Origin of the sequence: Actinotignum stranguriae, from assembly GCF_051265215.1 — a bacterium.
Taxonomy (GTDB): Bacteria; Actinomycetota; Actinomycetes; order Actinomycetales; family Actinomycetaceae; genus Actinotignum; species Actinotignum schaalii_C.
On the sequence record NZ_JBOZCJ010000016.1, the window covers coordinates 24,416 to 47,081 of the forward strand.

18 protein-coding genes and 3 tRNA genes are annotated in these 22,666 nt (G+C 61.2%); 10 read left to right on the plus strand and 11 right to left on the minus strand.

Going from position 1 to position 22,666, the window contains the following annotated elements:
- Positions 1-142: 142 nt before the first annotated feature.
- On the plus strand, positions 143-325 hold the full coding sequence (locus ACRQEG_RS06455) for a hypothetical protein (protein ID WP_320758068.1): 183 nt from the start codon (positions 143-145) through the stop codon (positions 323-325).
- A gap of 236 nt (positions 326-561) precedes the next feature.
- On the opposite strand, the gene ACRQEG_RS06460 is transcribed toward ACRQEG_RS06455, so the two are convergent.
- Positions 562-2,925 carry a glycogen/starch/alpha-glucan phosphorylase gene (locus ACRQEG_RS06460; RefSeq protein ID WP_320758069.1) on the minus strand — a complete coding sequence of 788 codons (2,364 nt, stop codon included), beginning with the start codon at positions 2,923-2,925 and terminating at the stop codon, positions 562-564.
- Positions 2,926-3,147: 222 nt separating this feature from the next.
- On the opposite strand from ACRQEG_RS06460, the gene ACRQEG_RS06465 reads away from it, so the two are divergent.
- The 4 genes from ACRQEG_RS06465 (at position 3,148) to ACRQEG_RS06480 (ending at position 7,595) form a co-directional block, all read left to right on the plus strand.
- Positions 3,148-4,431 carry an adenylosuccinate synthase gene (locus ACRQEG_RS06465; RefSeq protein ID WP_016442191.1) on the plus strand — a complete coding sequence of 428 codons (1,284 nt, stop codon included), beginning with the start codon at positions 3,148-3,150 and terminating at the stop codon, positions 4,429-4,431.
- A gap of 293 nt (positions 4,432-4,724) precedes the next feature.
- On the plus strand, positions 4,725-5,675 hold the full coding sequence (locus ACRQEG_RS06470) for a phosphoribosylaminoimidazolesuccinocarboxamide synthase (RefSeq protein ID WP_435730837.1): 951 nt from the start codon (positions 4,725-4,727) through the stop codon (positions 5,673-5,675).
- 78 nt (positions 5,676-5,753) lie between these two features.
- Positions 5,754-7,103 (plus strand): NADP-specific glutamate dehydrogenase, encoded by a 1,350-nt coding sequence (gene gdhA, locus ACRQEG_RS06475; RefSeq protein WP_435730836.1) that lies wholly within the window; start codon positions 5,754-5,756, stop codon positions 7,101-7,103.
- A 117-nt stretch (positions 7,104-7,220) separates the two neighbouring features.
- Positions 7,221-7,595: a sterol carrier family protein gene (locus ACRQEG_RS06480; protein ID WP_320758072.1), complete on the plus strand. Its 375-nt coding sequence runs from the start codon at positions 7,221-7,223 to the stop codon at positions 7,593-7,595.
- A gap of 537 nt (positions 7,596-8,132) precedes the next feature.
- Here ACRQEG_RS06480 and ACRQEG_RS06485 read toward each other — a convergent pair.
- From ACRQEG_RS06485 to ACRQEG_RS06505, 5 genes are all read right to left on the minus strand, one after another.
- A complete protein-coding gene (locus ACRQEG_RS06485) occupies positions 8,133-8,408 on the minus strand; it encodes a DUF3073 domain-containing protein (protein ID WP_016442195.1) in 276 nt (91 codons plus the stop codon).
- Between the two features lie 266 nt (positions 8,409-8,674).
- Positions 8,675-9,385 carry a DUF3618 domain-containing protein gene (locus tag ACRQEG_RS06490; protein WP_320758073.1) on the minus strand — a complete coding sequence of 237 codons (711 nt, stop codon included), beginning with the start codon at positions 9,383-9,385 and terminating at the stop codon, positions 8,675-8,677.
- Entirely contained in the window at positions 9,382-9,882 is a 501-nt protein-coding gene (locus tag ACRQEG_RS06495; RefSeq protein ID WP_274735031.1) for a phage holin family protein, read from the minus strand. The genes ACRQEG_RS06490 and ACRQEG_RS06495 overlap by 4 nt, the downstream gene beginning before the upstream one ends.
- A gap of 202 nt (positions 9,883-10,084) precedes the next feature.
- Complete coding sequence (locus ACRQEG_RS06500; protein ID WP_274735030.1) at positions 10,085-10,840, minus strand: CBS domain-containing protein; 756 nt, start codon at positions 10,838-10,840, stop codon at positions 10,085-10,087.
- A 67-nt stretch (positions 10,841-10,907) separates the two neighbouring features.
- Entirely contained in the window at positions 10,908-12,341 is a 1,434-nt protein-coding gene (locus ACRQEG_RS06505; protein WP_320758074.1) for a sodium/glutamate symporter, read from the minus strand.
- A 330-nt stretch (positions 12,342-12,671) separates the two neighbouring features.
- Between ACRQEG_RS06505 and ACRQEG_RS06510 the strand changes: the two genes are divergently transcribed.
- A complete protein-coding gene (locus tag ACRQEG_RS06510; RefSeq protein WP_435730835.1) occupies positions 12,672-13,610 on the plus strand; it encodes a sugar kinase in 939 nt (312 codons plus the stop codon).
- Between the two features lie 60 nt (positions 13,611-13,670).
- Here the strand turns inward: ACRQEG_RS06510 and ACRQEG_RS06515 are convergent, their stop codons facing one another.
- From ACRQEG_RS06515 to ACRQEG_RS06535, 5 genes are all read right to left on the minus strand, one after another.
- Positions 13,671-15,908, minus strand: coding sequence for a CAP domain-containing protein (locus ACRQEG_RS06515; protein WP_320758076.1), 2,238 nt, complete (start codon positions 15,906-15,908; stop codon positions 13,671-13,673).
- 289 nt (positions 15,909-16,197) lie between these two features.
- Positions 16,198-17,388 carry an NAD-dependent formate dehydrogenase gene (locus ACRQEG_RS06520; protein ID WP_126135954.1) on the minus strand — a complete coding sequence of 397 codons (1,191 nt, stop codon included), beginning with the start codon at positions 17,386-17,388 and terminating at the stop codon, positions 16,198-16,200.
- Positions 17,389-17,849: 461 nt separating this feature from the next.
- Positions 17,850-17,925: transfer RNA gene (locus tag ACRQEG_RS06525), tRNA-Phe, on the minus strand.
- Between the two features lie 39 nt (positions 17,926-17,964).
- Positions 17,965-18,038 (minus strand) — tRNA-Asp (locus tag ACRQEG_RS06530).
- A gap of 25 nt (positions 18,039-18,063) precedes the next feature.
- A tRNA-Glu gene (locus ACRQEG_RS06535) sits at positions 18,064-18,136 on the minus strand.
- 270 nt (positions 18,137-18,406) lie between these two features.
- On the opposite strand from ACRQEG_RS06535, the gene ACRQEG_RS06540 reads away from it, so the two are divergent.
- The 4 genes from ACRQEG_RS06540 to ACRQEG_RS06555 all read left to right on the plus strand — a co-directional run bounded on the left by ACRQEG_RS06540 (position 18,407) and on the right by ACRQEG_RS06555 (position 22,665).
- Entirely contained in the window at positions 18,407-20,290 is a 1,884-nt protein-coding gene (locus tag ACRQEG_RS06540; protein WP_274734120.1) for a mechanosensitive ion channel family protein, read from the plus strand.
- A complete protein-coding gene (gene msrB, locus ACRQEG_RS06545) occupies positions 20,262-20,738 on the plus strand; it encodes a peptide-methionine (R)-S-oxide reductase MsrB (RefSeq protein WP_126135801.1) in 477 nt (158 codons plus the stop codon). The genes ACRQEG_RS06540 and msrB overlap by 29 nt, the downstream gene beginning before the upstream one ends.
- Before the next feature lie 91 nt (positions 20,739-20,829).
- Entirely contained in the window at positions 20,830-21,627 is a 798-nt protein-coding gene (locus ACRQEG_RS06550; protein ID WP_274734118.1) for an endonuclease/exonuclease/phosphatase family protein, read from the plus strand.
- 111 nt (positions 21,628-21,738) lie between these two features.
- Positions 21,739-22,665 carry an AEC family transporter gene (locus ACRQEG_RS06555; protein ID WP_274734116.1) on the plus strand — a complete coding sequence of 309 codons (927 nt, stop codon included), beginning with the start codon at positions 21,739-21,741 and terminating at the stop codon, positions 22,663-22,665.
- Position 22,666 lies beyond the last annotated feature (1 nt).

Here is a 22,666-nt window from a genome sequence, read left to right on the forward strand (position 1 = left end):
CTCGGACAATACACACCGCACCCGCGAGGACTGGTGTGAATTCTGAGTTTGGTGTGACTATTGATGTTTGTAAGGCCCGTGAGAATATCGCGGGGCTGCTTCCTGCGGAGCTCGCTGTCAGGCGGTTGCATTCTTCTGGGCGGTGAACGACGCCGTCCTTCTCGCCGGTAGGTTCCTCGCGGATGGCTTGGCCGAAGTCTTGGTTCACGCTATCGCCACCGTTGATCAGGATGCACACCGACTCCGGCGTGACCAGCTCACCGCGCGGGTCACGGTCTCCATCCGGTTCACGGTTGGCCAGCAGGCGCGGCGTCGTCGTTCTTAAATATGAGAAGCAGCCTGCGCATGAACGATGATAGCGGGCAGGCCGGGCCGCGAAACAAAACAAACTCGGGCGGCGGGATGTGCCAGAATCACACACCCGCCGCCCGCTTAGTTTGCGTGCGCTTTGCGTCGCCGCCCGCGGTTCGCGCAGCTGCATAGCCGCCCGTCTAGTTTGCGTGCGCTTTGCGTCGCCGCCCGCATGGGTTGCATCGCACGCAGCTACACGCGCTGCACGCGCTACTTAATCGGCGCTGCCTTCACGCCCCAAATATCGCGGCCGTAGTCCGCGATGGTGCGGTCGGAGGAGAAGCGGCCCGCGCGGCAGATATTGATCCACGCCTTGCGGCCCCACTCTTCCTGCTTGGCGTAATCCGCGGCCATGCGGTCGCGGGTCGCCCGGTAATCAGCGAAATCGCCGAGGACGTAGTACACGTCCGGGGTCTCCCACGAAGAACCATCCAGCAAGGACCCGAGGAGGTCGTGGAATTCGCCGGTTCCGCCGTCGCTCACGGTACCGTCCACCAGGGCGTCGAGCACCCGCTTGAGGCCGGGCACGGTTTCGTACTGTTCGCGCGGATTGTAACGCGCCCGCAATTCCGGCAGCTCTTCTTCGCGAGCCCCGAAAATATAGGCATTTTCTTCGCCCACGGCATCCACGATTTCCACCGTGGCCCCGTCCATGGTGCCCAGCGTCAGCGCGCCGTTCATCATGAACTTCATATTGCCGGTACCCGAAGCTTCCTTCCCGGCCAGGGAAATCTGCTCGGAAATATCGGTGGCTGGAATAATATGCTCGGCCGGCGACACATTGTAGTTCTCCACGAAGAGCACGGTGATCTTCCCGCGCGTATCGGCGTCGTTATTCACGAGCTTCGCCACTTCGTTGATGAACTTGATAATCGCCTTGGCGCGCTTGTACCCCGGCGCGGCCTTCGCCCCGAAAATGAAGACCCGCGGCGGGACCTCCAGGCTGGGATTGTCCTTAATCCGGAAGTACAGATCGAGAATGTACAGCGCATTCATGAGCTGGCGCTTGTACTCGTGCAGGCGCTTAATAATCGTGTCATAAATAGCATCGGTGGGAATATCAATGCCGTCACGCCGCTTAATCCAACGCGCGAAATCACGCTTATTTTCCGCCTTGATCTCCATGAGACGGCGGTAAATATCCCCATTCCCGCGTTCCTCGATGGTGGCTAGCTTATCCAGATCCGTGACCCAGGAATCATCCCCGAGCACCTCGGTGAGCAGCGCGGCCAGGCGCGGATTGCAATTATGCAGCCAGCGGCGCGGCGTCACGCCATTCGTCTTGTTATTGAAACGCTCGGGCCAGATGTCGTACCAGTCGTGGAGGGTATCGCGCTTGAGGATCTCACTGTGGATCGCGGCCACCCCGTTAATAGAGAACGAGGCATAGCACGCGATCCAGGCCATATGAACCAGCCCGCCGGACAGCGGCGCCATGTACTCAATCTTGCCCGGGTGGAAACCGGCCTCCGCCAGCTCTGCGCGGAAACGGCGATCCATTTCCGCCACGATGTCATAAATACGCGGGAAAAGCTTGGTGAAAATCGAAGTTTCCCAGGTCTCCAGCGCCTCGGCCAGCACCGTGTGGTTGGTGTAGGCGAAGGTCTGGGAAACAATCTTCCAGGCATCCTCCCAACCCAAGCCTTCCTCATCCATGAGCAGGCGCATGAGCTCCGGAATAGCGAGCACCGGGTGAGTGTCATTGAGCTGGATCGAGTTGTACTCCCCGAAGGAACGAATATCCCCGTGCGCTTCCTTATGCTCCGCGATCAGGCACTGGAGGGAAGCCGAGCAGAAGAAGTACTGCTGGCGAACCCGCAGTACCTTGCCTTCGTAGGTGGTGTCATTCGGGTAGAGCACCCGGCACAGGTCATTCACGCGCTCGCGTTCCACAATCGCATCGGTGAAACGCTGGGAATTGAAAGCGTCGTAATCGAATTCTTCCAGGGGCTCCGCCTTCCACAGGCGCAGTGTATTGACATTCGCGGTGCCGTAGCCGGTGATCGGCATATCATAAGGAACCGCGCGCACATCCATATCCGCGAACTTCACGTGCTTGGCTTCCGCCTCCCGGCGCACCACAAAAGGCGAACCGTTTTCCATCCACGGATCCGGCTCTTCCTTCTGGAAACCATCCACGAAGCTCTGCTTGAACAAGCCGTAGCGGTAGAGGATCCCGTAGCCGACCACGGGGAAATTGAGGGTAGCGCACGAATCCATGAAACAGGCAGCCAAGCGCCCCAGCCCACCGTTACCGAGCGCGGCATCGGGTTCTTCATCGAGCACATCGGTGAGGTTGAGACCGTAATCTTCCAGGGCCTTGCGGGCATCTTCCACCAGGCCAAGGTTGACGAGATTATTGAGAAGTGCGCGCCCCATGAGGAATTCCGCGGAGAAGTAGCTGGCGCGCTGACCCTCCCGGTATTTCTTTGTGGTGGCTTCCCAGTTATCGGCCAGCCGGCTCATGGTGAGCTCGGACAGCCCCTCCCAGTAATCGCGCAGGGAGGATCCGGAGGTTGAAACACCGGATACCGAACGGGTAAAAGCCCCGAGTGGTTGAGTCAGTTCAGACATTTTTCTCCTCGAAAAATATTCGGGCACGTGCCTTCTCTACCTTAGCTGAGAAACTTTCCGAAAATGTGCAAAGATGCCCGCGGCGGGCTGTGGCGGTTATTATTGTGTAGTAAAGCGGGACGTTCGCCCGGGCTGTCCAACGGCGGCGGCACGGTAGCCGCACTGCGGCACGGGTGGCGGAGCTCTTTACACCTGTTTGATATAACGAGGAGATTAGATACTATGCCCGCGGTCATTATTCTCGGCGTCCAGTGGGGCGACGAAGGAAAAGGCAAGGCAACTGACCAGCTCGGCCAGCGTGCCGATTATGTTGTGAAATTTAACGGGGGTAATAATGCCGGCCACACGGTCAGCGTGGATGGCCAGAAATTCGCTCTCCACCTCCTCCCGTCCGGCATTCTCAATTCAGATTGCATCTCGGTGATTGGCAACGGCGTCGTCGTTGATCCCGAAGCGCTTTTCGCGGAAATGGCGGAGCTGGAATCGCGCGGCGTCTCCACGAAAAACCTCCGCATCGCCGGAAATGCCCACGTCATCACCTCGTACACAAAAATGTTCGACCGCCTCAACGAGGAAGTCCTCGGCGACGGCAAAATCGGCACCACCGGCCGCGGCATCGGCCCCACCTACGCGGATAAAGCCAATCGCGTGGGGATCCGAATCGTAGACCTCGTGCACCCGCGGCGCTTGCGTGGGCAGGTGGAGACCGCGGTGGCGCAGAAAAACTTGGTGTTGCGGGCCCTGGGGCGCGAGGAGATTAATGTCGACGACGTACTCACCGAGCTCCTCGCCTATGGGGAACGCCTCGCACCCATGATGATTAGCGCCTCGCGTGAACTCAACGAGGCCCTTGATGACGGCAAGACGGTCGTTTTTGAAGGCGGGCAATCCACCCTCCTGGACATCGACCACGGCAACTATCCCTACGTGACTTCCTCGAATGCCACGGCCGGCGGGGCGGTCACCGGCAGCGGGGTGGGCCCTACCCGAATCGACCGGGTGGTGGGTATCGTCAAGGCCTATGCCACCCGCGTGGGCGAAGGACCTTTCCCCACCGAGTTGCACGGAGATACCGGCGATTGGCTGCGCGAAGCGGGCGGCGAATACGGGGTGACAACCGGGCGCCCGCGGCGTTGTGGCTGGTATGACGCCCCGGTGACACGCTACGCGGTGCGGGTCAATGGCCTCACCGACCTGGTCCTCACCAAGCTGGATGTACTCACCGGCGTGGAAGAGATCCCGGTGTGCGTGGGCTATGAGATTGACGGCCAGCGCGTTCATGAATTCCCCATCGATACCTGGGATTTCGCCAATGCCAAGCCCATTTACGAATATCACCCGGGCTGGACGGAGGATATCTCCACGGTGCGTGAATTCGCGGACCTGCCCGCCAATGCGCAAAGCTACGTGCGCTGGCTGGAGGAGATGGCCGGTTGCCGTTTCTCGCTCATCGGGGTGGGCCCGGATCGCGAACAGACGATTGTGCTCCACGACCTGCTGGGCTGAGCTTGGCGGCGCGGCCGCGTGACGCGGAGCGGTAGCTCGCGGGCGCGCCGCCAGCTGCCCCACGGGCAGCTGCGCCGTCGTGCTTTACCCCGCTTGACCTGCGTAAATGCGATATAGGTGACTTAGCTCCCAGGACAGGCGGTGAAGATTCCTTTACTATAAGGAAAGAACGTTGTGTGGGGAGAATCACCGTTGGGCTGCGGTACGTGATGCGGAGCCCGCGGTGACCCCTCGCGCAACACCGGAGCGGGAACGCGAAGGAGCCTCCCGCGTGAAGAGATTGAGGGGCGGGAATGTCTACACACACCACAGGTAGCCTTGTCCCCATTCGGGGATGGCAACGCACCTATTCCGGGAAGGTGCACGATTTATACCGGCCCGTGCCCGGGGGTGCGATGGCCGGGATGGATACCTATCTTATTGTGGCCTCGGATCGCATCGCGGCTTTCGACCACGTTGTTCCCACATTCATTCCGGATAAGGGCGAAATTATCACCCGGATTGCCCGCTGGTGGTTCGACCGTACCGGGGATATCGCAGAAAGCCACTACCTACCTGGCGGCGTCCCGCGGGATATTGCCGCGCGCGGGATCCTGGTGCGGGCCCTGCGCATGCTCCCGTACGAAGTAATGGTGCGCGGCTATCTGACCGCGGGCGCGGTGCGCTCGCTCGGAACCCTCGGCACGCTCGATGCCATGCCGTACGACGGCGCTATCGAGGTGGGCGCCAAACTAGAACTACCTTGGGTCGGGATTGCGGAAAAGCGCCGGCCTGGCTACCCGGATATCCCCATTCCGTGGGAGGAATTCATACTTCGAGTGGGGGAGAGCACCGCAGAGCGAGTGCGCGTGCTGGCTCTCAATCTTTACCGGCACGCCCACGCCATCGCGCTGGCCCGCGGGCTGGTGCTCGCGGATGCCAAGCTGGAATTCGGTACGGATATGGATGCCGGCTCCAGCCGGCTCATCCTGGCCGACGAAGCATTCACGCCGGATACTGCCCACTACTGGCTTTCCACCGACTACCGCGCGGTGAAATCCGGGGAGGTGCTGCCCACCCCGGAAGCGCTGCGTTCTTTCGATAAGGACGCTGCCCAGGTCTGGCTCATGTCCCCGCAATCCGGGTGGAATGCGGAGCAAGGCACCCAACCGCCAGCCCTTCCCGCCGCTGTGGTGGCCGATATTCGCGACCGTTACCTGCGTGTTTGTGAAATGCTCACCGGGGAGCGCTGGCCCGGGCGGTAAGTGTGACGTGCACCGCGGAGTCGTGTTCGCGGTGCGAAATCTTACCGTGAAAGCACTCGGACGTTTTACCATTTTGATATGCATTACGCGAATAAAGTTTACGATCAGGTCGTCGCCGCCAACCCGGGCGAACCCGAATTCCATCAGGCCGTGCGCGAAGTTTTCGACTCCATTGCGCCGGTCCTCGATGCTCACCCCGAGTACGCCGACCAAGCCATCCTGGAACGGCTCGTCGAACCCGAGCGCATCATTGCCTTCCGGGTGCCGTGGGTGGATGACGCCGGGAAAATTCGCGTCAACAAAGGCTACCGGGTGCAATTCAACTCCGCGCTCGGGCCCTATAAGGGTGGCTTACGCTTCCACCCCACCGTCTACCTGGGCATGCTCAAATTCCTCGGCTTCGAGCAGATCTTCAAGAACGCGCTGACCCGCCAGCACATCGGTGGCGCCAAGGGCGGGGCGAACTTCGACCCCAAGGGTAAAAGCGATAACGAAGTGATGCGCTTCTGCCAGTCCTTCATGACCGAGCTGCAGCGCCACATCGGCCCGGATATTGATGTTCCCGCCGGTGACATCGGCGTGGGCGGGCGCGAAATCGGCTATCTTTTCGGCCAGTACCGCCGCATCCGCGATAGCTTCGACGCCGGCGTGCTCACCGGCAAAGGACTCGGCTTCGGCGGCTCGCTCGCCCGCACCGAAGCCACCGGTTACGGCGCGGTCTACTTCGCCGACGCCATGCTTGCCGCGCACGGGGAAAGCTTGGACGGGCGCACCGCGGTGGTATCCGGTTCCGGGAACGTTGCGCTGTACGCGATTGCGAAGGCGCAGCAGCTGGGCGCGCGTGTCGTCACCGCCTCGGATTCTTCCGGGATGGTGTACGACGACGCCGGCATCGACGTCGAGCTCCTTCGCCATATTAAGGAAGATCTGCGCGGGCGGGTCTCTGATTACGCGGCGCAGCGCCCCGGGGCCCGGTACCAGGCCGGGGCGAAGGTCTGGAACCTGGCAGACCTGGGGATTCGCGCGGATATTGCTTTCCCGTGTGCCACCCAGAACGAGCTCAATGAGGCCGATGCGCGCCAGCTTCTCGACGGGGGAGTGCGCGCGGTGGTGGAAGGCGCGAATATGCCGACCACCCTCGAGGCCACCCACCTGCTCCAGGAGAACGGTGTGCTCTTCGCGCCCGGCAAGGCCGCGAACGCCGGCGGGGTGGCCACCTCCGCCCTGGAAATGCAGCAGAATTCCGCACGCCAAAGCTGGGACTTCGAGAAAGTGGATGCCAAACTACACGATATTATGCACGATATCCACGACACCGCCCTGGATGCCGCCGCCCGCTACGGCCACGAAGGTGACTATGTGGTGGGCGCCAATGCCGCGGGCTTCGAGATGGTCGCGGAGGCGATGATTGCCCAGGGCGTGATCTAAGAGCGGTATGCCCGGAGCGCTCGGTGTGCCCGGAGCGCTCGCGGTGCCCGGCGCGCTCGCGGTTGCGCCGTCGTACCTTAGGTGCCGTTGTGCTCCGACGCGTCGTAGAGTGGATCCGTGACACGAAAAATCGATAGCGCGGACGCGCTGCCCCTCCTCACCCGTTTTCACGCAGGTGAGGAGCTGAGCGCGAGTGAATCGCGCACGGCTGTGCGGTTCCTTCTCGAGGAGCTCGCGGCGCGGCATCCCGGGCACGCGGTGGAAATCCGAGTCCCTTATGTTGGGGCGGTGCAGGCGGTTGCCGGGGTGCGCCACCGGCGTGGTACCCCGCCGAATGTGGTCGAATGCGATGCGGGCACGTTCTTGGGATTGTGCGTGGGTACTCTGAACTGGGATGATGCCGTGGCTTCCGGGTGGGTGGACGCCTCCGGAACCCGCGCGAACCTCTCCGAGTTTCTCCCCCTGGTGCATGTGGCCGGCTCGGCTCGATGAGCCGAGGGTGTGGCGCGCTGATCGTGGGAATCCCATAAGTCACACAAGTCTCTGGAGTCTCAATAGTCACACGCATCCCGGCGGGGGTGGTAGGTGTTTTCCGAGCTGTAGTGCAGATGTCGTACATGCGAAGTACATCTCGGAAAAACACCCCGTCTCCTGCCGGGGCGGGTAGCATCTCGAGCCAACAGCCCTACATTCCGTGGACCGACTTCCCGCGGGGCAGGGTAGGCGGAGTGGGTCATTCTCAGGCGTCAAGGCTGTAAAAGGTGCATTTTGGACTGTTAGGGCCGGAGAGTGTACGCCACGGACATTAAATCGCGGAAAAACTGTCACCCAGGTACATTTTGTTAGCTGACCGAGTCTCTCCCCCTCAAAGTGCGCGTCCTGGACATTGACTCCTGTCAAGTGCGCGTAAGGAACACGAAATCGCTCTGAAACGGTGCTCTCCCGCGCACTTTGTTTTCGAGCTTGGCTTAGAAACAATTGTGCCGGCAGCCTTAGGGCCGCCGGCACGTTCGTTAACGGAATGAGTACCTATTTGGTGGCTGGTGGAATATTGTTCGGATCGTAGTCGTCCGCCCAGTCATCGTCATTGTCATCTGACTCGTCGTAATCTGCGTAGTCTGCGTAACGAGCGTACGGATCATCCGAGGAATCGTAGTGGGATTCCTGGCGCGCATCACGATTAATACCCAGCTCACGTTCGAGAGCGGCGTAATCAGTATCCGGTGTAAAGTACTTGAGATTCCGGGCTACCTTACGCTGCTTAGCCTTCTGACGGCCGCGCCCCATGAGCTCGACCCCCTTCATCTCATCTGGGCTCTTCTAGCCCGGTTTACTATTTCGTGACCTATATTAGCCGCTGTAGCCCATAGATGGCTATGTGACATACGCGGAAATAGTACGGCGCTCCTCACCTTTCCCAGGTAGATGGCCTGTAAAGGGCCTGGCGAGCCCGCGACAGGTGTCACGCGCCACGCCCGCAGTTCAGGTCAGACAGGCCGCGGAAATGATTCGCCCCACCTCGGGGCAACGTACCTCCCGGCGAGCAACCCGCGGGTGAAGGCGCCGCGCAGCTACTTGCGCCGGTGCCCGAAGAGGGCACTACCCAGTAGTGTGACTGCACCCAAGGCGGCAATCCCAAGACCAGCCACCACGGCCAGCCCGGTTTGTTCCCCGCGCCGAGCATCGGCAATAACATCCTGGGCTACCTGCGCGGGCGAGGGAATTCCTGCGGAGCAATGGCCGGCGGGGGAATGCCCTGCGGAGCAATGGCCGGAGCACCCGTGGCCGGCGGCGTCGTCGTAATGGTGCGCGCCACCGCATTCGCACGCTCCACCGCACGTCCCGCCGCCCTCGCATTCTGCAAGTGTCACGTCGGTATCGGCGCAACCGCAACCGCACGGGCCGCAGTCATCAGCACCCGCGGCGCTGGCGCCCACGCCGGCGAAACGCTCCTTCGCGGAATCAGCCAGGCCGTTCACTTTCTCCTTCGCGGTGGACGCGAAATCGGAGGCCTTGGCGGAGGCCTCGGCCGCGGTGCTCTTCGCGCTATCCGCAAAAGCCGAAGCCTTATCCTTCGCGGCTTCTGTCAAAGCAGCAGCCTTATCTTTCAGGGTGGCCGTGGTGGAAGCCACCTTGTCTTTAGCGGCATCCGTAGCGTTTTTGATATTCGTGCGCGGATCGAGGCGATCCACCAGCTCATTGACGGTGGCGGTTAGCTCCGCGCGGGTGCGTTCGATATCGCGCTGGATGTCCTCAGGTTTACGGTTATCGGAAGCGCTCACTTCGATAGGCCTTTCTTCACGGCGTCGACGTCCTTGCTCAGGCCGCCAACAAGATTAGTTGGATACTTTCCGGATTTCTTGAGTTTGCGCAGCCCCAGCAGCGCGAGCACCGCAATAATAAGGAGCAGAATCCCGGCAACCGTCAGGTAACCGGCCCACCAGCGCCCACCGAAGACCATCGTGAAGAAAGCCGCGGCCGCGTGCAACAGGAAACCGAACATAAACAGCGCCAGCACGCCGGCCACCGCGAGGAGCACTCCGCCCATCCCGAGATTGAGGACCTTGTGCTTGAGACTGGCCTGGGTGTACTGAATCTCGTCACGAACCAGGGTGGAGAACTGAGCTGTGGCGGAGGAGAACAATTCGCCCACGGTGCGGCGGTTCGGTTCGCGTGCCGCGGCTGCTCGCGCTTCTTCGGAGGAGGACGCTACGTAGCCGGAGCCCGGAAGTGGCCCGGTGGTGCTTGCCCGTGCGTTCTCAACATCTTTTTGCGCCATCACATCCCCTTTACGTCGGCTAATAACGTGGCGATAGATACATTCTAGTGTGCCCCAGAAAGCTTTAAATAGATAACGGAAAGCTGAAAATTTCTTCCTGAGCGAGGACGCGGCGGTTTCACGGCGTGCGGGGCGGTGCCGTTCCGATGACGGGGTGATCCCTCAGTGGTACGACGCCGCAGCAGCCTCCCGCGCGGTGCGCCTATCTCGCAATGGCGATTTCTCGGAAAATTCGCCCCACATCGGCGCGGGCTACCAGTCCGATCAACACCCCGGTGGCATCTCCGGTGCGGGTGATCAGTACGGCGGGGTGGCCGCGGTCGGTGAGGGCCGTGCATACCGCCATGGCGCGGTCGGAAGGTTTGGCGTAGAGAGGAGCATCATGTGCACCGCTGTGGGCGAGGATCTCCCCGGCCGGTACCTCAGCCAGCTGTGATTCCTTCCCGGCCGCTACCATGCCGGCCACCCAGCGGGCCACCATATTAGTGGTGAGTAGTCCGGTAATCGTGGCGTCTGTGGATTCCGTGGAGTTGTCCACCACCGGCAGTTGGGCGTAGCCGTGGGCGTGCAGAATGGTGGCGACAGTAGCGAAGGTGTCCGCGGGGGAGACGGTAGCGACGTCGTGAACCATGAAGTTCTGGATTTGAGGTTCGTTACGCACCTGGAATAGTAACCGTTCGGCGGCCTCCACCAGATCGGCGCGCGGGGTGGCAATGGGCTGGCCATTCTTGTAGTTGTTATGCGCGATGGTATTACGCAGGTTGCGCAGCACCTCTCCCAAGTCATGATTGCGGACCACCGCGGGAACCCGCTTCGCGTACGCTTTCGCCCAGGCATCCCCAAAACCGCGCGAATCTAGCCCGGTGGCATGGTCAAGCTCGGCCCGGAGATCTTCCACCGCGGAAAGGAAACGTTGGGTGAGGGAGTTCGCGGTGGAAGAAGTAGCGTCGTCGTGCATATCACCATGGTAGCGAAGCGGCGGTGCCGCGAGTCGCCTGGTGGCCCGCCCCGCGCAACCGATCCGCCTAGCCCGTAAACCCGGTACCCAGGGTGCCCACCGGGCCGGGCGCGCCGTGAGTATTCGCATGCCCGGAGCGCACCACCCACCAGCCGCCTAGCAGTCCGAGCACCGCGATGGCGCCCCAGACACCCACCACGGCCCAGCCCATTCCGGCCAAAGCCATAACGGGCACGAAGGACACCGCGGAAATCTCCACCGGTACCACGGGTAGGTAGGCGTAACCGAATTGCTCGATGGTGCCCGATTCCAGCTTGGGATCCACGATGCGCAGCAGCGCCAGGCCGGTGGAGACCGAGCCGGTGGCCCAGCCCCAGGTGAAGAGCTGGCGTTCGAACCAGCCCTCGCCCATGAGCCGCGGGGCCACTACCAGGCCCAGAACCGTGCACAGGATAAGGCCGAAGAGGAACAGCAACCCGAGAGCAAGAATGTGGTCAGATACAAATTCCGGATGAATGGACGCGATACCGCACACGATAAGAATGTCTGTGCATAGGCCGGATACCGAGCGTAGGGTGCCCGCGTCGAGCAGATGGGAGGCACCCACCCCGTTCATGACGATACGCACCACGATGCCCACCAGGAAAGCGATGGCGAAAAGCGGGAAGGAAATGCCGGGGAAAAGATGCTTGAGGAGCTGGCCGATGCCGTAGCCAGCCACCGCCACCAGGCTCACAATTCCAACCTCGAAAGAGAGCGTCTCAATCGAGCCGCCGGAGAAGGTGTGGTATCCCAGGGCCGGGCGGCGTTTATTGGCGTCGAGCACCCCGGTGCGGAGTTCATCGGGCAGGGAATCCATGCCGCGGAAAGCCTTGGCCTGCCCGCGCCGCGCCCCGAATTTCGCGAGAATAATCCCGCCGATCACCCCGACCAGCAGGCCGACCGTGGCCGAGGTGAAGGCCAGTGAGGCCACTTCCGGTTGCCCATTTTCCGCGTAAATATTGCCCACGGCGGCGGCGGTTCCGAAACCGCCCGCCCATCCGGTGAAGAGCATAATTCCGAGCACGTCCGGCGAACCGAGCACCGGGGTGAGGAAAAGCAGCGCGAAAGCCATGCCGAGCGCCACCTGCGCCCCGTACATGAGCACCCCGTAAGAGGCGAAACCGCCTACCGCTTTATTGACTTTGCGGATGTCGAAATCATCGGTGAGTGCCATGCAGGCGAATACGATGACGATAAGAATCGAGGCGTAGGTGCCCATATGCTCGGAGAACGGAATCCCGGTTACCTGCCAGGAGCCGATATGCCAGCCGCGGTTTTTCGCTATCGCACCGAGTACATTCGGGCCGAGCACCAGCCCCAATGCGCCGGCGATCACCGAGGCGGGAACCAGCATATTCTGCAGCCACTTCACTCGGGCGCGCAGGAATACCCCAATGGCGAGCAGCAGGCCAATCATTCCGGCGTCGACCAGCATGGCCCACGGCGTATATGCGTTCATCGTCCCTCCTACGGTTGCGATAGTTGCGCGAAGCTTAGGGGAGGGGTGCGTGGAACCTCCTCCCATTGGTAAAGATACAGTAAAACTCCTGTGATGTTTTAGTTAGGTGTGGTGCTGGGGGTTGTGATGTGCGGAGTTTCACGCCGGGGCTTGCGTCTCGTTGTGGCTTGCGCTGTGTGCTTTTTCCTTTATTAACGACGACGCCGGACCTCTTCTCCCGTGCGTGCTCCCCCTCGATATGATGGCTATGGTGACCGCCACGCACGCGGCGCCGGCGCACCAGGCCGGGGCGGCGGGGCGCGGGCGGCGTCGTCATCAAGGAGGAAAAATATGACGGATTTGGTGACTTTCGGCGAATCGATGGGGGCTCTGACCTTTACGGAATCCCCGCAGATCGGGGCGCGACCGCGCGCGTCTTTCGGCGGTGCGGAAACGAATGTGGCCATCGGGATGGCGCGGCTGGGCCATTCCACGGCGTGGGTTGGTAGCGTCGGCAAGGATCTGTTCGGTTACATGATTATGCGCACCCTGCGCGGCGAGGGTGTGCGTTGGGATCACGCCCGCCAAATCACCACCGCGCCCACCGGGGTGCTGGTGTCGCGCCACGCGGGCTTGGGGACTTTTGCGGTGGATTACCATCGTAAGTTCTCCGCCGGGCGGCTCATTACCGCCGAGCAGATCCGCGCCATGTTTGAGCTGGAACCAAAAATTGTGCACCTCACGGGTATCACCCCGGCGCTCGGGGAGGAAGCGCGCGCTGCCACGATGCTCGCGGTGGAGCTGGCCGGGGAGCGCGGGGTACCGGTCTCCTTCGACGTCAATTTCCGCTCGCGCTTGTGGGAGGCGGCGGATGCGGCCCCGGTGCTCGCGCGGATCGCGCGCGGGGCGCATGTGGTCTTCGGCGGTACGGAGGAACTTGAGCTGCTCACCGGTGAATCCGAGGTGTCCGCGGCAACTCAGCGCCTGCTGGACTGGGGCGTTGCGGAAGTGGTGTGGAAGGATTCGACGACGGCGCGCGTGACCACACCCACCGAGTCGGTGGAACGACCCGGGCGGCGGGTCACCGTGGTGGACACCATCGGGGCTGGTGATGCCTTCGTGGCCGGGTATCTTTCCGGGTGGCTTGAGGGGCTTTCCTTCGCGGAGCGCCTGGATCGCGGGCACCTCCTGGGAGCCTTCGCGGTGGGCACCATCGGCGATTGGGAAGGCGGGCCCACCCGCGAAGAACTCACCATCGCGGAGATTTCCGGCGGCGAAGTGGCGCGCTAGCACATAGGTTGCGGGCCTTGGCTAACGCGCCACCTCGGTAGCGGTTCGGAGTGTTACGGGCTAGCGGCGAACGGCGGGGGTATCGGTACCGTTGCCGTCCCAATCGCCCACGAAGAGCTGATCGGAGGCCCGCCCGTAGGTGAGGACCTGATCCGCTTCTCCAGCGGTCAGCGAGTTCTTCACATAAACGGTATTGCCGCGGCGCACCGCCAGCGTATCTACGCCGTCGCCATCGAAATCGCCCAGGATTGTGGCGTCACCCGCACGGCCGTAAGAAAAAACGGTATCCGCCGCGCCACCCCCAATAACGTTCTTGACGTAGTACAGGTTGCCGCGCCGCACCGCGAAGGTATCCTTCCCGTCCCCGTCGAAATCGCCGGTGAGCACAGTATCGCCCGCGCGGCCGTAGTGGACCACCTTGTCGGCCTCTCCGCCGTGCAAAGAATTGAGGACGTAGAAGGTATTGCCCCGCCGCACCGCGAAGGTATCCTTCCCATCGCCATCGAAATCGCCCACCAGGATCTCATCACCGGCACGACCGTAGGAGAATTCAACATCGGCAGCCCCGCCGTCGACGCTGTTCTTCACGTAGATCTTATTGCCGCGCCGCACCGCGAACGTATCGACACCGTCGCCGTCCCAGTCACCCACGAGAACCTCATCGCCCGCGCGCCCGTAGGAGAACACATTGCTGGCCTGGCGCGAGGTCCAATCATTGGAAACATAGAAAACATTGCCGGTGGCGGGCATATCCGTACCGGGGCCGCCCGGCGTGGGCTTGGGTGCGGGCGCCGGAGAGAGACGATCCACATCGGCCTGAGCGCGCGCCACATCAGCTTCGGCGGCGGCAAGCCGCTGGCCAAATTCGCCGAGCTGTGCGGCGCGGGCGGCGGCACGATCACGTTCCGCGCTTGCCGCGGCGAGCTGTTCTGCCAGTTTCTGGACAGCTTGCTTTGCGGACTTCGCGCTCTCATAGGTTTCGGTCGCAGCAGTGAGCTTGGCCTGCCCGGCATCGAGTGCGGCTTTGGCGGCCTCGTATTCACGCGTGGCAGTTTCTAGTTTCGCCTTCGCGACCTGGGCTTCGACAGATTCGGTGGTGCCTTGGGTAGCTGCTTCAAGTTCGGCTGTGGCATCGGCCAAATTCGTGCGAGCCGGGGAGGAGCCGTGTGCCATCTCATCTTTGAGACCATTCATGTAGCGCTGCAATGAATCGGAGTACTCGGCAACCGTTTGCGCTTCGGAGTGATCCCCGTAGAGAGGAGTGTGATCAAAGGTATTTGCCTGAATATTGGGAGCGTAAGCCATTCCCGTCACGGTGTAATCGCGGTTGACAATATTAAGGTAATGCCCGACTTTTGCGAAATCCGTGACGCCCTGATCGTGGAGGGCCTTTTCGTTGTGATACCAGAGCTTGAGAGAGAGCTCATCTCCGGCATAGCGGGCGGAAGCGAGGTTCTCCGCCACATTGAACGCCTTAATATGAGCCATCTTATTGGTGCGGGACTGCGCGTTCACCTGCAGCTGCGCTACCGCCATAAGGTAGTCCGTGACCTTGAGGGGCTCGAGCTGATGCTGCGCGCGCAGCTCGTTGATCTTATTTATAAGGTTGAGGGTTTTCGCCATGGAATCCAGGTTCGTAGCATCATCAGCTGCACCCGGATGGGTATAGGAGGCCAGCGGCTTACCCAGGTAGTCCTTGTCGGTGCTGAAAACATCCAGAGCTTTTTGGGCGCTCCGTGTTTCATAGAACCCGAGGGCACCTCGGTCCCATTGCTGCTGCGCTGCGGCCTTGGATTCTTCAAGCTTAGCCCGGGCAGCGTCAACCTTTTCCTGGGCCGCTTTGGCAGCCTCAGGATTGGGCGCGATGGCCTTATCGTAAGCGGCCTGTGCGGCATCGCGGCGGGCCTTAGTTGACTCGGCATTTGTGGTGAGATGGGGCATGGCGGCTGCGGCGTCGTCGTACCCCTTCTTCGCGGAATCGAAACCGGAAGCTTTCGCTACCGCGGCATCATAAGCCTGCTGCGCGGCCTCCGCCTGCGCATTCGCCCGCGCGTAGGCCTGCGCGGCGCTCTGGATATCCGCGGTGCTCGCGCCGCTCTCCTTCATCTCGGTGAGAATGGAGTCGCGAGCCGCGATGGCGGCGGTGAGCCGGGCGCGAGCCTCGGCGAGCTGCGCTGCGGAATTGTCACCGGGCGTGGATTCGCTGGCGGCGGCGGGAGCGGGACTGAGGACCGGCAGTGCCTGGGCGGCGAACGGGACCAGCAGAGCCCCCGTCATGAGGAGCGCCGATGTGCGCATAAGAGTTCTCTTTCTGTTTCGACCGTGAAAGTGAAAGGGATGATTCCCGGTGCGCAGGCTAGTGGGCGTTCCTGGGTATAAACCGGACATAGATTGGGAAGATGCTGGCCTAGCGGAAGGCTGCTAGCGCGCGGAGCGGGGCGGTTAACGCATGCACGGCACCGGCGCCGCGAAATACCCGTATATGACACCGGCACCGCGCAGCGAATCGGATTCCCGAGAGGGGAGATCACGCTTCGCCACACGGCGCCGACGGAGAGTTCAGGACTTGCGAGAGCTAGAGAATTTATTACTTACCGGTGGAACCGGGGCTGGCTTTACCGTCAGTGGTGTAGGACTTTGCGCCGGTTCCGGCGAGCGCCCCACCCTGGACGATAATGTAGGAATCGCGCAGCTGGCGGCCAGCGAAGAAATCTTCAAGAATTTCGCGGGTGCCGGCAGCGTAGCGAGTCTGTGCGGACAGCGAGGAACCGGAGGTATGCGGGGTCATCGCGTTACGCGGCATAGTGCGCCACGGATGGTCCTCGGCCGGAGGCTGCGGGTACCACACGTCCCCACCGTAACCACCGAGCTGACCGGATTCGAGAGCCTTGACAATGTCGTCGCGCACCACAATTTCAGCGCGGGCGGTATTGACAATGTAGGAGCCGCGGCGCATCGAATTGATCATCTTCTCGTCCACCATATGATAGGTATCCGAGGTGAGCGGGGAATGGATGGAAACCACGTCCACGCTGCGCATGAGATCCTCGACGGTTTCATGATAGGTGGCACCGAGTTCCTTTTCCGTCTGCGGATCGAGACGGTACAGATCGTAGTAGTGCAGGTTGACATCGAAGGGCTTCATGCGCTTGAGCAGAGCCCGGCCGATACGCCCGGCGGCGATAACACCGACGTCCATGCCCTCCAGGTCATAGGACCACTTGACGGCATCGGCAATGTTCCAGCCCTTTTCGTCGGTGACGATGCGATGGGCGGGAACGAAATTACGCACCAGGTTGAGGATGGTCATGGCCGCATGTTCAGCCACTGAAATCGAGTTCGAGTAGGTCACCTCAGCAACCGTAATATTGCGCTTCATCGCTTCGGTGAGGTCCACGTGATCAGAGCCCACGCCGGCGGTGATAGCAAGCTTGAGGTTCTTGGCCTTCTCCAGGCGATCCTTACCCAGGTAAGCGGGCCAGAACGGTTGAGAAATAACCACGTCCGCTTCCGGCAGGTGCTTCTCAAATTCCGAATTCTCGCCTTCCTTATCGGAGGTGACGATGAGTTCGTGCCCGTTCTCCGCAGCCCACTTCTTCAGGCCCAGGGCGCCGGATACACATGCCACCATCTCACCCGGAGTGAAATCGATGCCCGACGGCGTAGGGGTGCTGGAGCCACCCGGGTAGGAATCAATCGTGGGGATGGAATCACGAATGTACTTGGGCGGGAAGCCGTCCACGGGATCCGGGTACAGCACCATGAGAATTTTCGCCATTAAAAATCACCTCTTTTAGTAGTGAGACGCCAGCCACTTCGCCGGCTCGGTTAGTACTTTAGTCCCAGGTGGTGTGTGCGTGTCAAGCCTTTTTCTTTAGTGTCGCTAAGGTTCGTGATCTGTCGCAAAAAAGTGCGGAATAGAGCGGCTATGTAACGGTTTTACGACAATAATTACCTTATCTATTATTGCAATTGCGAATATTTCCGATAGTGGAGGTGGTACTAACGTCCCGGATTTGTGGGCGCGGGTTCGCTGTTGTTGGGCGGGCTCGGCTGTGGTGTGGTCATTGCGCGGAGGTGCTGAGATGCGCCGAAGGCCCAATTGTACGTTGCTAGTGGGGATGATGCAGCGCACAGGGTTGGGGATGTTTTTGGTAGGCATCTCGAACTGGGTCACCAAAGCAAAGATAAGGAGGTGGCGTGAGTGCGAGAAATTGTTGTTGTAGCAAGGGGATCGGGTGGTGGCTCCGACCGGCGTCGATCCGGTGACCTTTCGATTTTCAGTCGAACGCTCTACCAACTGAGCTACAGAGCCGAAAGAGAAACACCCGGTTTCCCGGGCGTTCTTCCTTCGCGACCCCGACGGGACTTGAACCCGCGACCTCCGCCGTGACAGGGCGGCGCGCTAACCAACTGCGCTACGGGGCCATTTGCTAGGCAAATAACCATCGCGTACCCCCAACGGGATTCGAACCCGTGTTACCGGAGTGAAAGTCCGGCGTCCTAGGCCTCTAGACGATGGGGGCTCAAGAACGTTGTTCTCAAAGCGTCCCCGCTGAGGGAACGGGTATAAGCTTACGTAGGATTCCAGGTCTTAGCAAATTGAACGAGAGTGTTCTCGATCACCAACCTAGTTTTCCGCGGTAACTCGCGCATTCCGGGAAGTGACCACGCTGCGTGCGGGCGGCGTCGTACCAGATAGACGCTACGTACGCGCCTCGCAGTTATCTCACGCCGGAGGCGAAAGAAGTTCGACGCCGCTTTTTCTGTCGCAAGCACCTACTAGGCTTTCAGACATGAACGCATCGGTACTCGCGGGGGCCTTGGCCGCCTGGAAATCTCACGTGCTCGCGCCCTTGGTGCGGGCGGAAACTGAGGTGCCCACTCCGGAACCCACCCCCACCTCGGATCTGCACGAAGTCGCGGAACAGGCCGTCGCCGCCACGGTTGATATCGCGCAGCTACTCGGGGTGTGCTTGCTAGGTGCGTTTATCGGCTGGGTGATCGCGGTGGTGGTTGTCGCGGTGGTCAAAGCCGGTTTCCGGCGCCATACCGGGCTGATTGATGTGGTGCGTGGCATTCAAGTACCCACGCAATTCACACTTGCGGTGGTGGGTGCCCGCTTTGGATTGTTCTCCTACATGGAGAATTTCCCAGAACAGGATCGGCCCAATTGGTCGCCCGTGCTCAAACACCTGCTGCTCCTCCTCATTATCGCGGGCCTGACCTGGCTTCTTGTTGGTGTGGTCAACGGTGCAGCGCGCTCGTACCTCAAATTCGTGGAGCGGGTGGCTGAAACGCGCTATCGCCGGGTCCAAACGCAGCTGCAGATTTTGCGGCGCTTAGCGGTGGCCCTCATTATCGTGATCGGCCTGGCTGCCATGCTCATGACTTACCCGGGTGCAAAAGCCGCCGGCGCTTCACTTTTCGCATCCGCGGGCGTGATCTCCCTGGTTGTTGGTATTGCTGCGCAATCCACCCTGGGTACCCTCTTCGCTGGGCTGCAGCTGGCCTTCTCAGATTCCATTCGTGTCAATGACATCGTCATCTGGGATGGGAATATGTGCACTGTTGAGGAAATCACGCTGTCCTACGTGGTCCTCAAAGTATGGGACGGCCGGCGTCTCATTGTGCCTTCCAATAAACTCACTTCCACCACGTTCGAAAACTGGAGCCGGCGCGATCTGGACATCATGGGTTCGGTGGTCCTTCAGCTGGACTGGAGTGCTCCCATAGCGGAACTACGTGCCGAACTTGACCGTATCCTCGCTCATACTGACCTCTGGGATGGCGACACCGGCACCCTCGTGGTGGGGGATGCCTCCACCGCGAACGGCCTGCAAGTCTCCGCGATTGTTTCCGCCTCCTCGCCCGGCGAACTTACCGACTTGCGAAACCACGTGCGCGAAAAGCTCATCGTGTGGTTGCAAAACAACGCCCCGGATGCTTTCCCGCACACCCGTTTTTATAACGACGCCGCTGAATCTCCCACTCTCGGTGCTCTTCCCGCGGGAAGTGATGCGGAGCAGGCAGAATCCGATGTGGAACAGCGCGGAAGAGATGCGGCTGGCGAATCACGCGAAGCTAAGGCTGAAGAAGCTGAGGAAGTCGTGGCCGAGGAATCCGCGCGATGCGCGTCTGTGGAGTCGGGGGAGTCGGGGGAGCCGGCCAAGCCTGCAGCTCGCGAAGTCACCCGCACCTCCATCGGTGCCCAGGAACAAAGCGACGCGGATACCACCTTCGACCCGCAGGATTACCGGGAAACCCGGATCCTCTCCGCAGCTGATATCGAAGCGGCGGTACGCCCGGAGCGGGTACCCGTAGCAAGCCGCCCCGCAAGTACGGCTGGCACGGAAGGCCCGGCCACCCGCATCCGGGAAGGTCACGAAGCTTCGCTGTTCACCGGATCTATCCAAGCAGAAAAGCGCGGCCAAGAATTCTCCGGGCCGGGAGCCGAAGTTCTGGCGGAGCGCGAACATAATGCCGCGCGCCGCACCGGTCAGCAAGAACCTATTCACGAAACCGGCAAAGTCCCAGCAGAATCATCGGCTCCTCCCACCGCGGTATTCCCGGCCATTTCCGAAGAAACAGATGGAACTGACGCCACAAAGCAACCTGACAACAATAAGGAAACTGAAGAAAGGACAGCACATGGCACGGATGCTCCCGCAAAGCGATGAAGAATGGGCCCGGGTTCTCACCCCAGCAGAATTCACGGTCCTGCGCCAAGCCGGAACCGAAGCGCCCTTCACCGGCGAACTCCTGAACGAAGAACGCGAAGGTATCTACCGGTGCCGGGCCTGCGGGGCAGAACTTTTCCGCTCCACCACCAAATTCGATGCCGGATGCGGCTGGCCCAGCTTCTATGACCCTTCCCGCAGTGATGCCGTGCGAACAGACGTTGATTACAAACTCGGATACCCGCGCACTGAAGTCCGCTGTGCCACCTGCGATTCCCACCTCGGGCACGTCTTTCCAGATGCACCTCATACCCCTACTGGGCAGCGTTACTGCATGAACTCCGTAGCACTCACCTTCGAACCCGAAACTGAGCCCGCATCCGGCTCCCAGCCCTCGCCCGCGTCCGGGCCACTATCCAAACCCGCAAGCACGTCCACCACCGCATAGATTCGGTAGAATCACCGGTGTTGCACACCGCGGCCAACGGGGGCTCTTCCCGGGGTGGCGGTGTCCACCGGGTCGCGACAAAGGAGAAACCATGCCGAGCCTTCATGTCATGTCCGCAAACCTCCAGCAAGGTAAGCCCTCACGGCGCCCGCGCCCGGGCACGGACAAAGTGACATGGCAGCGCGAATCCATTAGTAAAGCCATTCGGCAGATCACCGCCGCTGGCCCGGACCTCCTCGCCCTCCAAGAACTCAAAGTCACCACTGCCGGAGGGGACCTCTACGCACCCCTCCTCGCCGCAGGTAACTACCACGAAGCCATTTTCGCGCCCACCAAGAATGAACGCGGCCGGCTCCGCTCCACCAAAAAAGGGCAGGCCCGCGGCGTTGGCACTGCGCTCCTCTCCGTCTACCCCATCGGCGCTCGTGAAGTCATCAACCTCCCCGTCCACCAGCAAGAAACATGGCTGAAAACCCTGCGGACAAATATCGGGATTGGTGAAATCCCCCGGGTTGCGATCCTTGCGGAAATTAAAGTGGCGCCCGGGTACTCCGTCGTCGTCGCTGCAACGCACCTCACTTACACGTACCGCCTCAACGTTACGCAACTACGCACCGTAGCCGGAGCCCTCGCCGGGTTCGCCCAGCGCCACGGTCTGGAGAAGGCCCCGCGCCTCATTATTGGGGATCTCAATATCCGCGGCTGCGATGTACCCCTAGCCGCCACCGGATATGAAGCGGCTGCCGAAGCCCTCACCTACCCCTCCGATGAGCCGGAAAGCCAAATCGACCATATCCTCGGAACCGGGGTAGATGTGCGCGCGGCGGAAAACCTCTTCTTGCCGCTCTCCGACCATCGCGCTTTGCGTGCCACCGCCGTCTGGACATAGGCTCGCCCTGCGCTGCGCTGCGCTGCTACACCGTCGCACTGCTGCGCTGCCGCACCGCGCGCTCGAGACGCGCCCTCACACCTGAAGAAGTCTGTCTACACTAGTGCTGTTATGGCCTCTGTACTGCTCAACTTTTGGGTGATTATCGCGATTATGCTCGTCGGCTACCTCGTCGCGCGCTGCAAAATCGTGCCCCCGGGAAGCGACCGCACCCTCACTCAGCTCGTCTTCTACACCACCCTGCCGGCACTTATGTTCACCACCCTCGCGAACTCCGACCCGGCCTCCTTCTTCGGTGTCAACGGGCTCGCCAATATCATCTCCTCGGTAGGAACCGGACTCATCTATACAGCCCTGGCCGCCACCCTGCTCAAAAGCCGAGGAACCGAACTCACCGTCGGCGCGCTCGTTGCCTGCTATACCAATATCGGCAACCTGGGCGTGGCCTTCCTCGTGGCCATCACCGGCGACCCCACCCCGGCCGCCCCCATCCTGCTTTTCCAAATCCTCGTGATGGTGCCGGTATTCTTCTCCATCCTCGACAACCAAACCGGGAAGAAAACCGAAGGGCTGTGGCGCACCATCCTCTCCCGCCTCAAAAACCCGCTACTCATCGCGGTCTTCGCCGGGCTTATGGTCGCCCTCCTCGAAATACCCATTCCGGAACTCATCTCCGCACCGCTCACCAAAATGGCAGGTGCGAACGTTCCCATTATTTTGCTGGCTATGGGAATGTCCCTACGCGGGGCGCACCTGCCCCGCTTCGGACGCGAAAGCGCACCCCTCATGCTCGGCATCTTCTGCCGGCTCGTCCTCGGGCCGCTTATTGCCTTCGGGGCTGGTTATCTCCTCGGCGCGCGCGGCGAAGCCCTCATGGCCATCGCCATCATCGGAGCCTTCCCCACCGCCAACAACGTGTTTGTTTACGCGCATCGCTACCGTTCCGGCGTCACTATGGCTCGCGACGCCGTCATTATCACTACGGTCGGTTCACTCCTCGTTATCCTCCTCATTACCGTCATTGCCCAAACAGTATGAG

Excerpts from the sequence above, each read along its gene's own strand:
- ACRQEG_RS06520 (WP_126135954.1), bottom strand. The coding sequence starts at position 17,388 with ATGGCGAAAATTCTCATGGTGCTGTACCCGGATCCCGTGGACGGCTTC.
- ACRQEG_RS06505 (WP_320758074.1), bottom strand. The coding sequence starts at position 12,341 with ATGAACGCATATACGCCGTGGGCCATGCTGGTCGACGCCGGAATGATT.
- ACRQEG_RS06495 (WP_274735031.1), bottom strand. The coding sequence starts at position 9,882 with ATGGCGCAAAAAGATGTTGAGAACGCACGGGCAAGCACCACCGGGCCA.
- ACRQEG_RS06540 (WP_274734120.1), top strand. The coding sequence starts at position 18,407 with ATGAACGCATCGGTACTCGCGGGGGCCTTGGCCGCCTGGAAATCTCAC.
- ACRQEG_RS06465 (WP_016442191.1), top strand. The coding sequence starts at position 3,148 with ATGCCCGCGGTCATTATTCTCGGCGTCCAGTGGGGCGACGAAGGAAAA.
- ACRQEG_RS06550 (WP_274734118.1), top strand. The coding sequence starts at position 20,830 with ATGCCGAGCCTTCATGTCATGTCCGCAAACCTCCAGCAAGGTAAGCCC.
- msrB (WP_126135801.1), top strand. The coding sequence starts at position 20,262 with ATGGCACGGATGCTCCCGCAAAGCGATGAAGAATGGGCCCGGGTTCTC.
- ACRQEG_RS06460 (WP_320758069.1), bottom strand. The coding sequence starts at position 2,925 with ATGTCTGAACTGACTCAACCACTCGGGGCTTTTACCCGTTCGGTATCC.
- ACRQEG_RS06555 (WP_274734116.1), top strand. The coding sequence starts at position 21,739 with ATGGCCTCTGTACTGCTCAACTTTTGGGTGATTATCGCGATTATGCTC.
- ACRQEG_RS06500 (WP_274735030.1), bottom strand. The coding sequence starts at position 10,840 with ATGCACGACGACGCTACTTCTTCCACCGCGAACTCCCTCACCCAACGT.
- ACRQEG_RS06510 (WP_435730835.1), top strand. The coding sequence starts at position 12,672 with ATGACGGATTTGGTGACTTTCGGCGAATCGATGGGGGCTCTGACCTTT.
- ACRQEG_RS06470 (WP_435730837.1), top strand. The coding sequence starts at position 4,725 with ATGTCTACACACACCACAGGTAGCCTTGTCCCCATTCGGGGATGGCAA.
- ACRQEG_RS06515 (WP_320758076.1), bottom strand. The coding sequence starts at position 15,908 with ATGCGCACATCGGCGCTCCTCATGACGGGGGCTCTGCTGGTCCCGTTC.
- gdhA (WP_435730836.1), top strand. The coding sequence starts at position 5,754 with ATGCATTACGCGAATAAAGTTTACGATCAGGTCGTCGCCGCCAACCCG.
- ACRQEG_RS06485 (WP_016442195.1), bottom strand. The coding sequence starts at position 8,408 with ATGAAGGGGGTCGAGCTCATGGGGCGCGGCCGTCAGAAGGCTAAGCAG.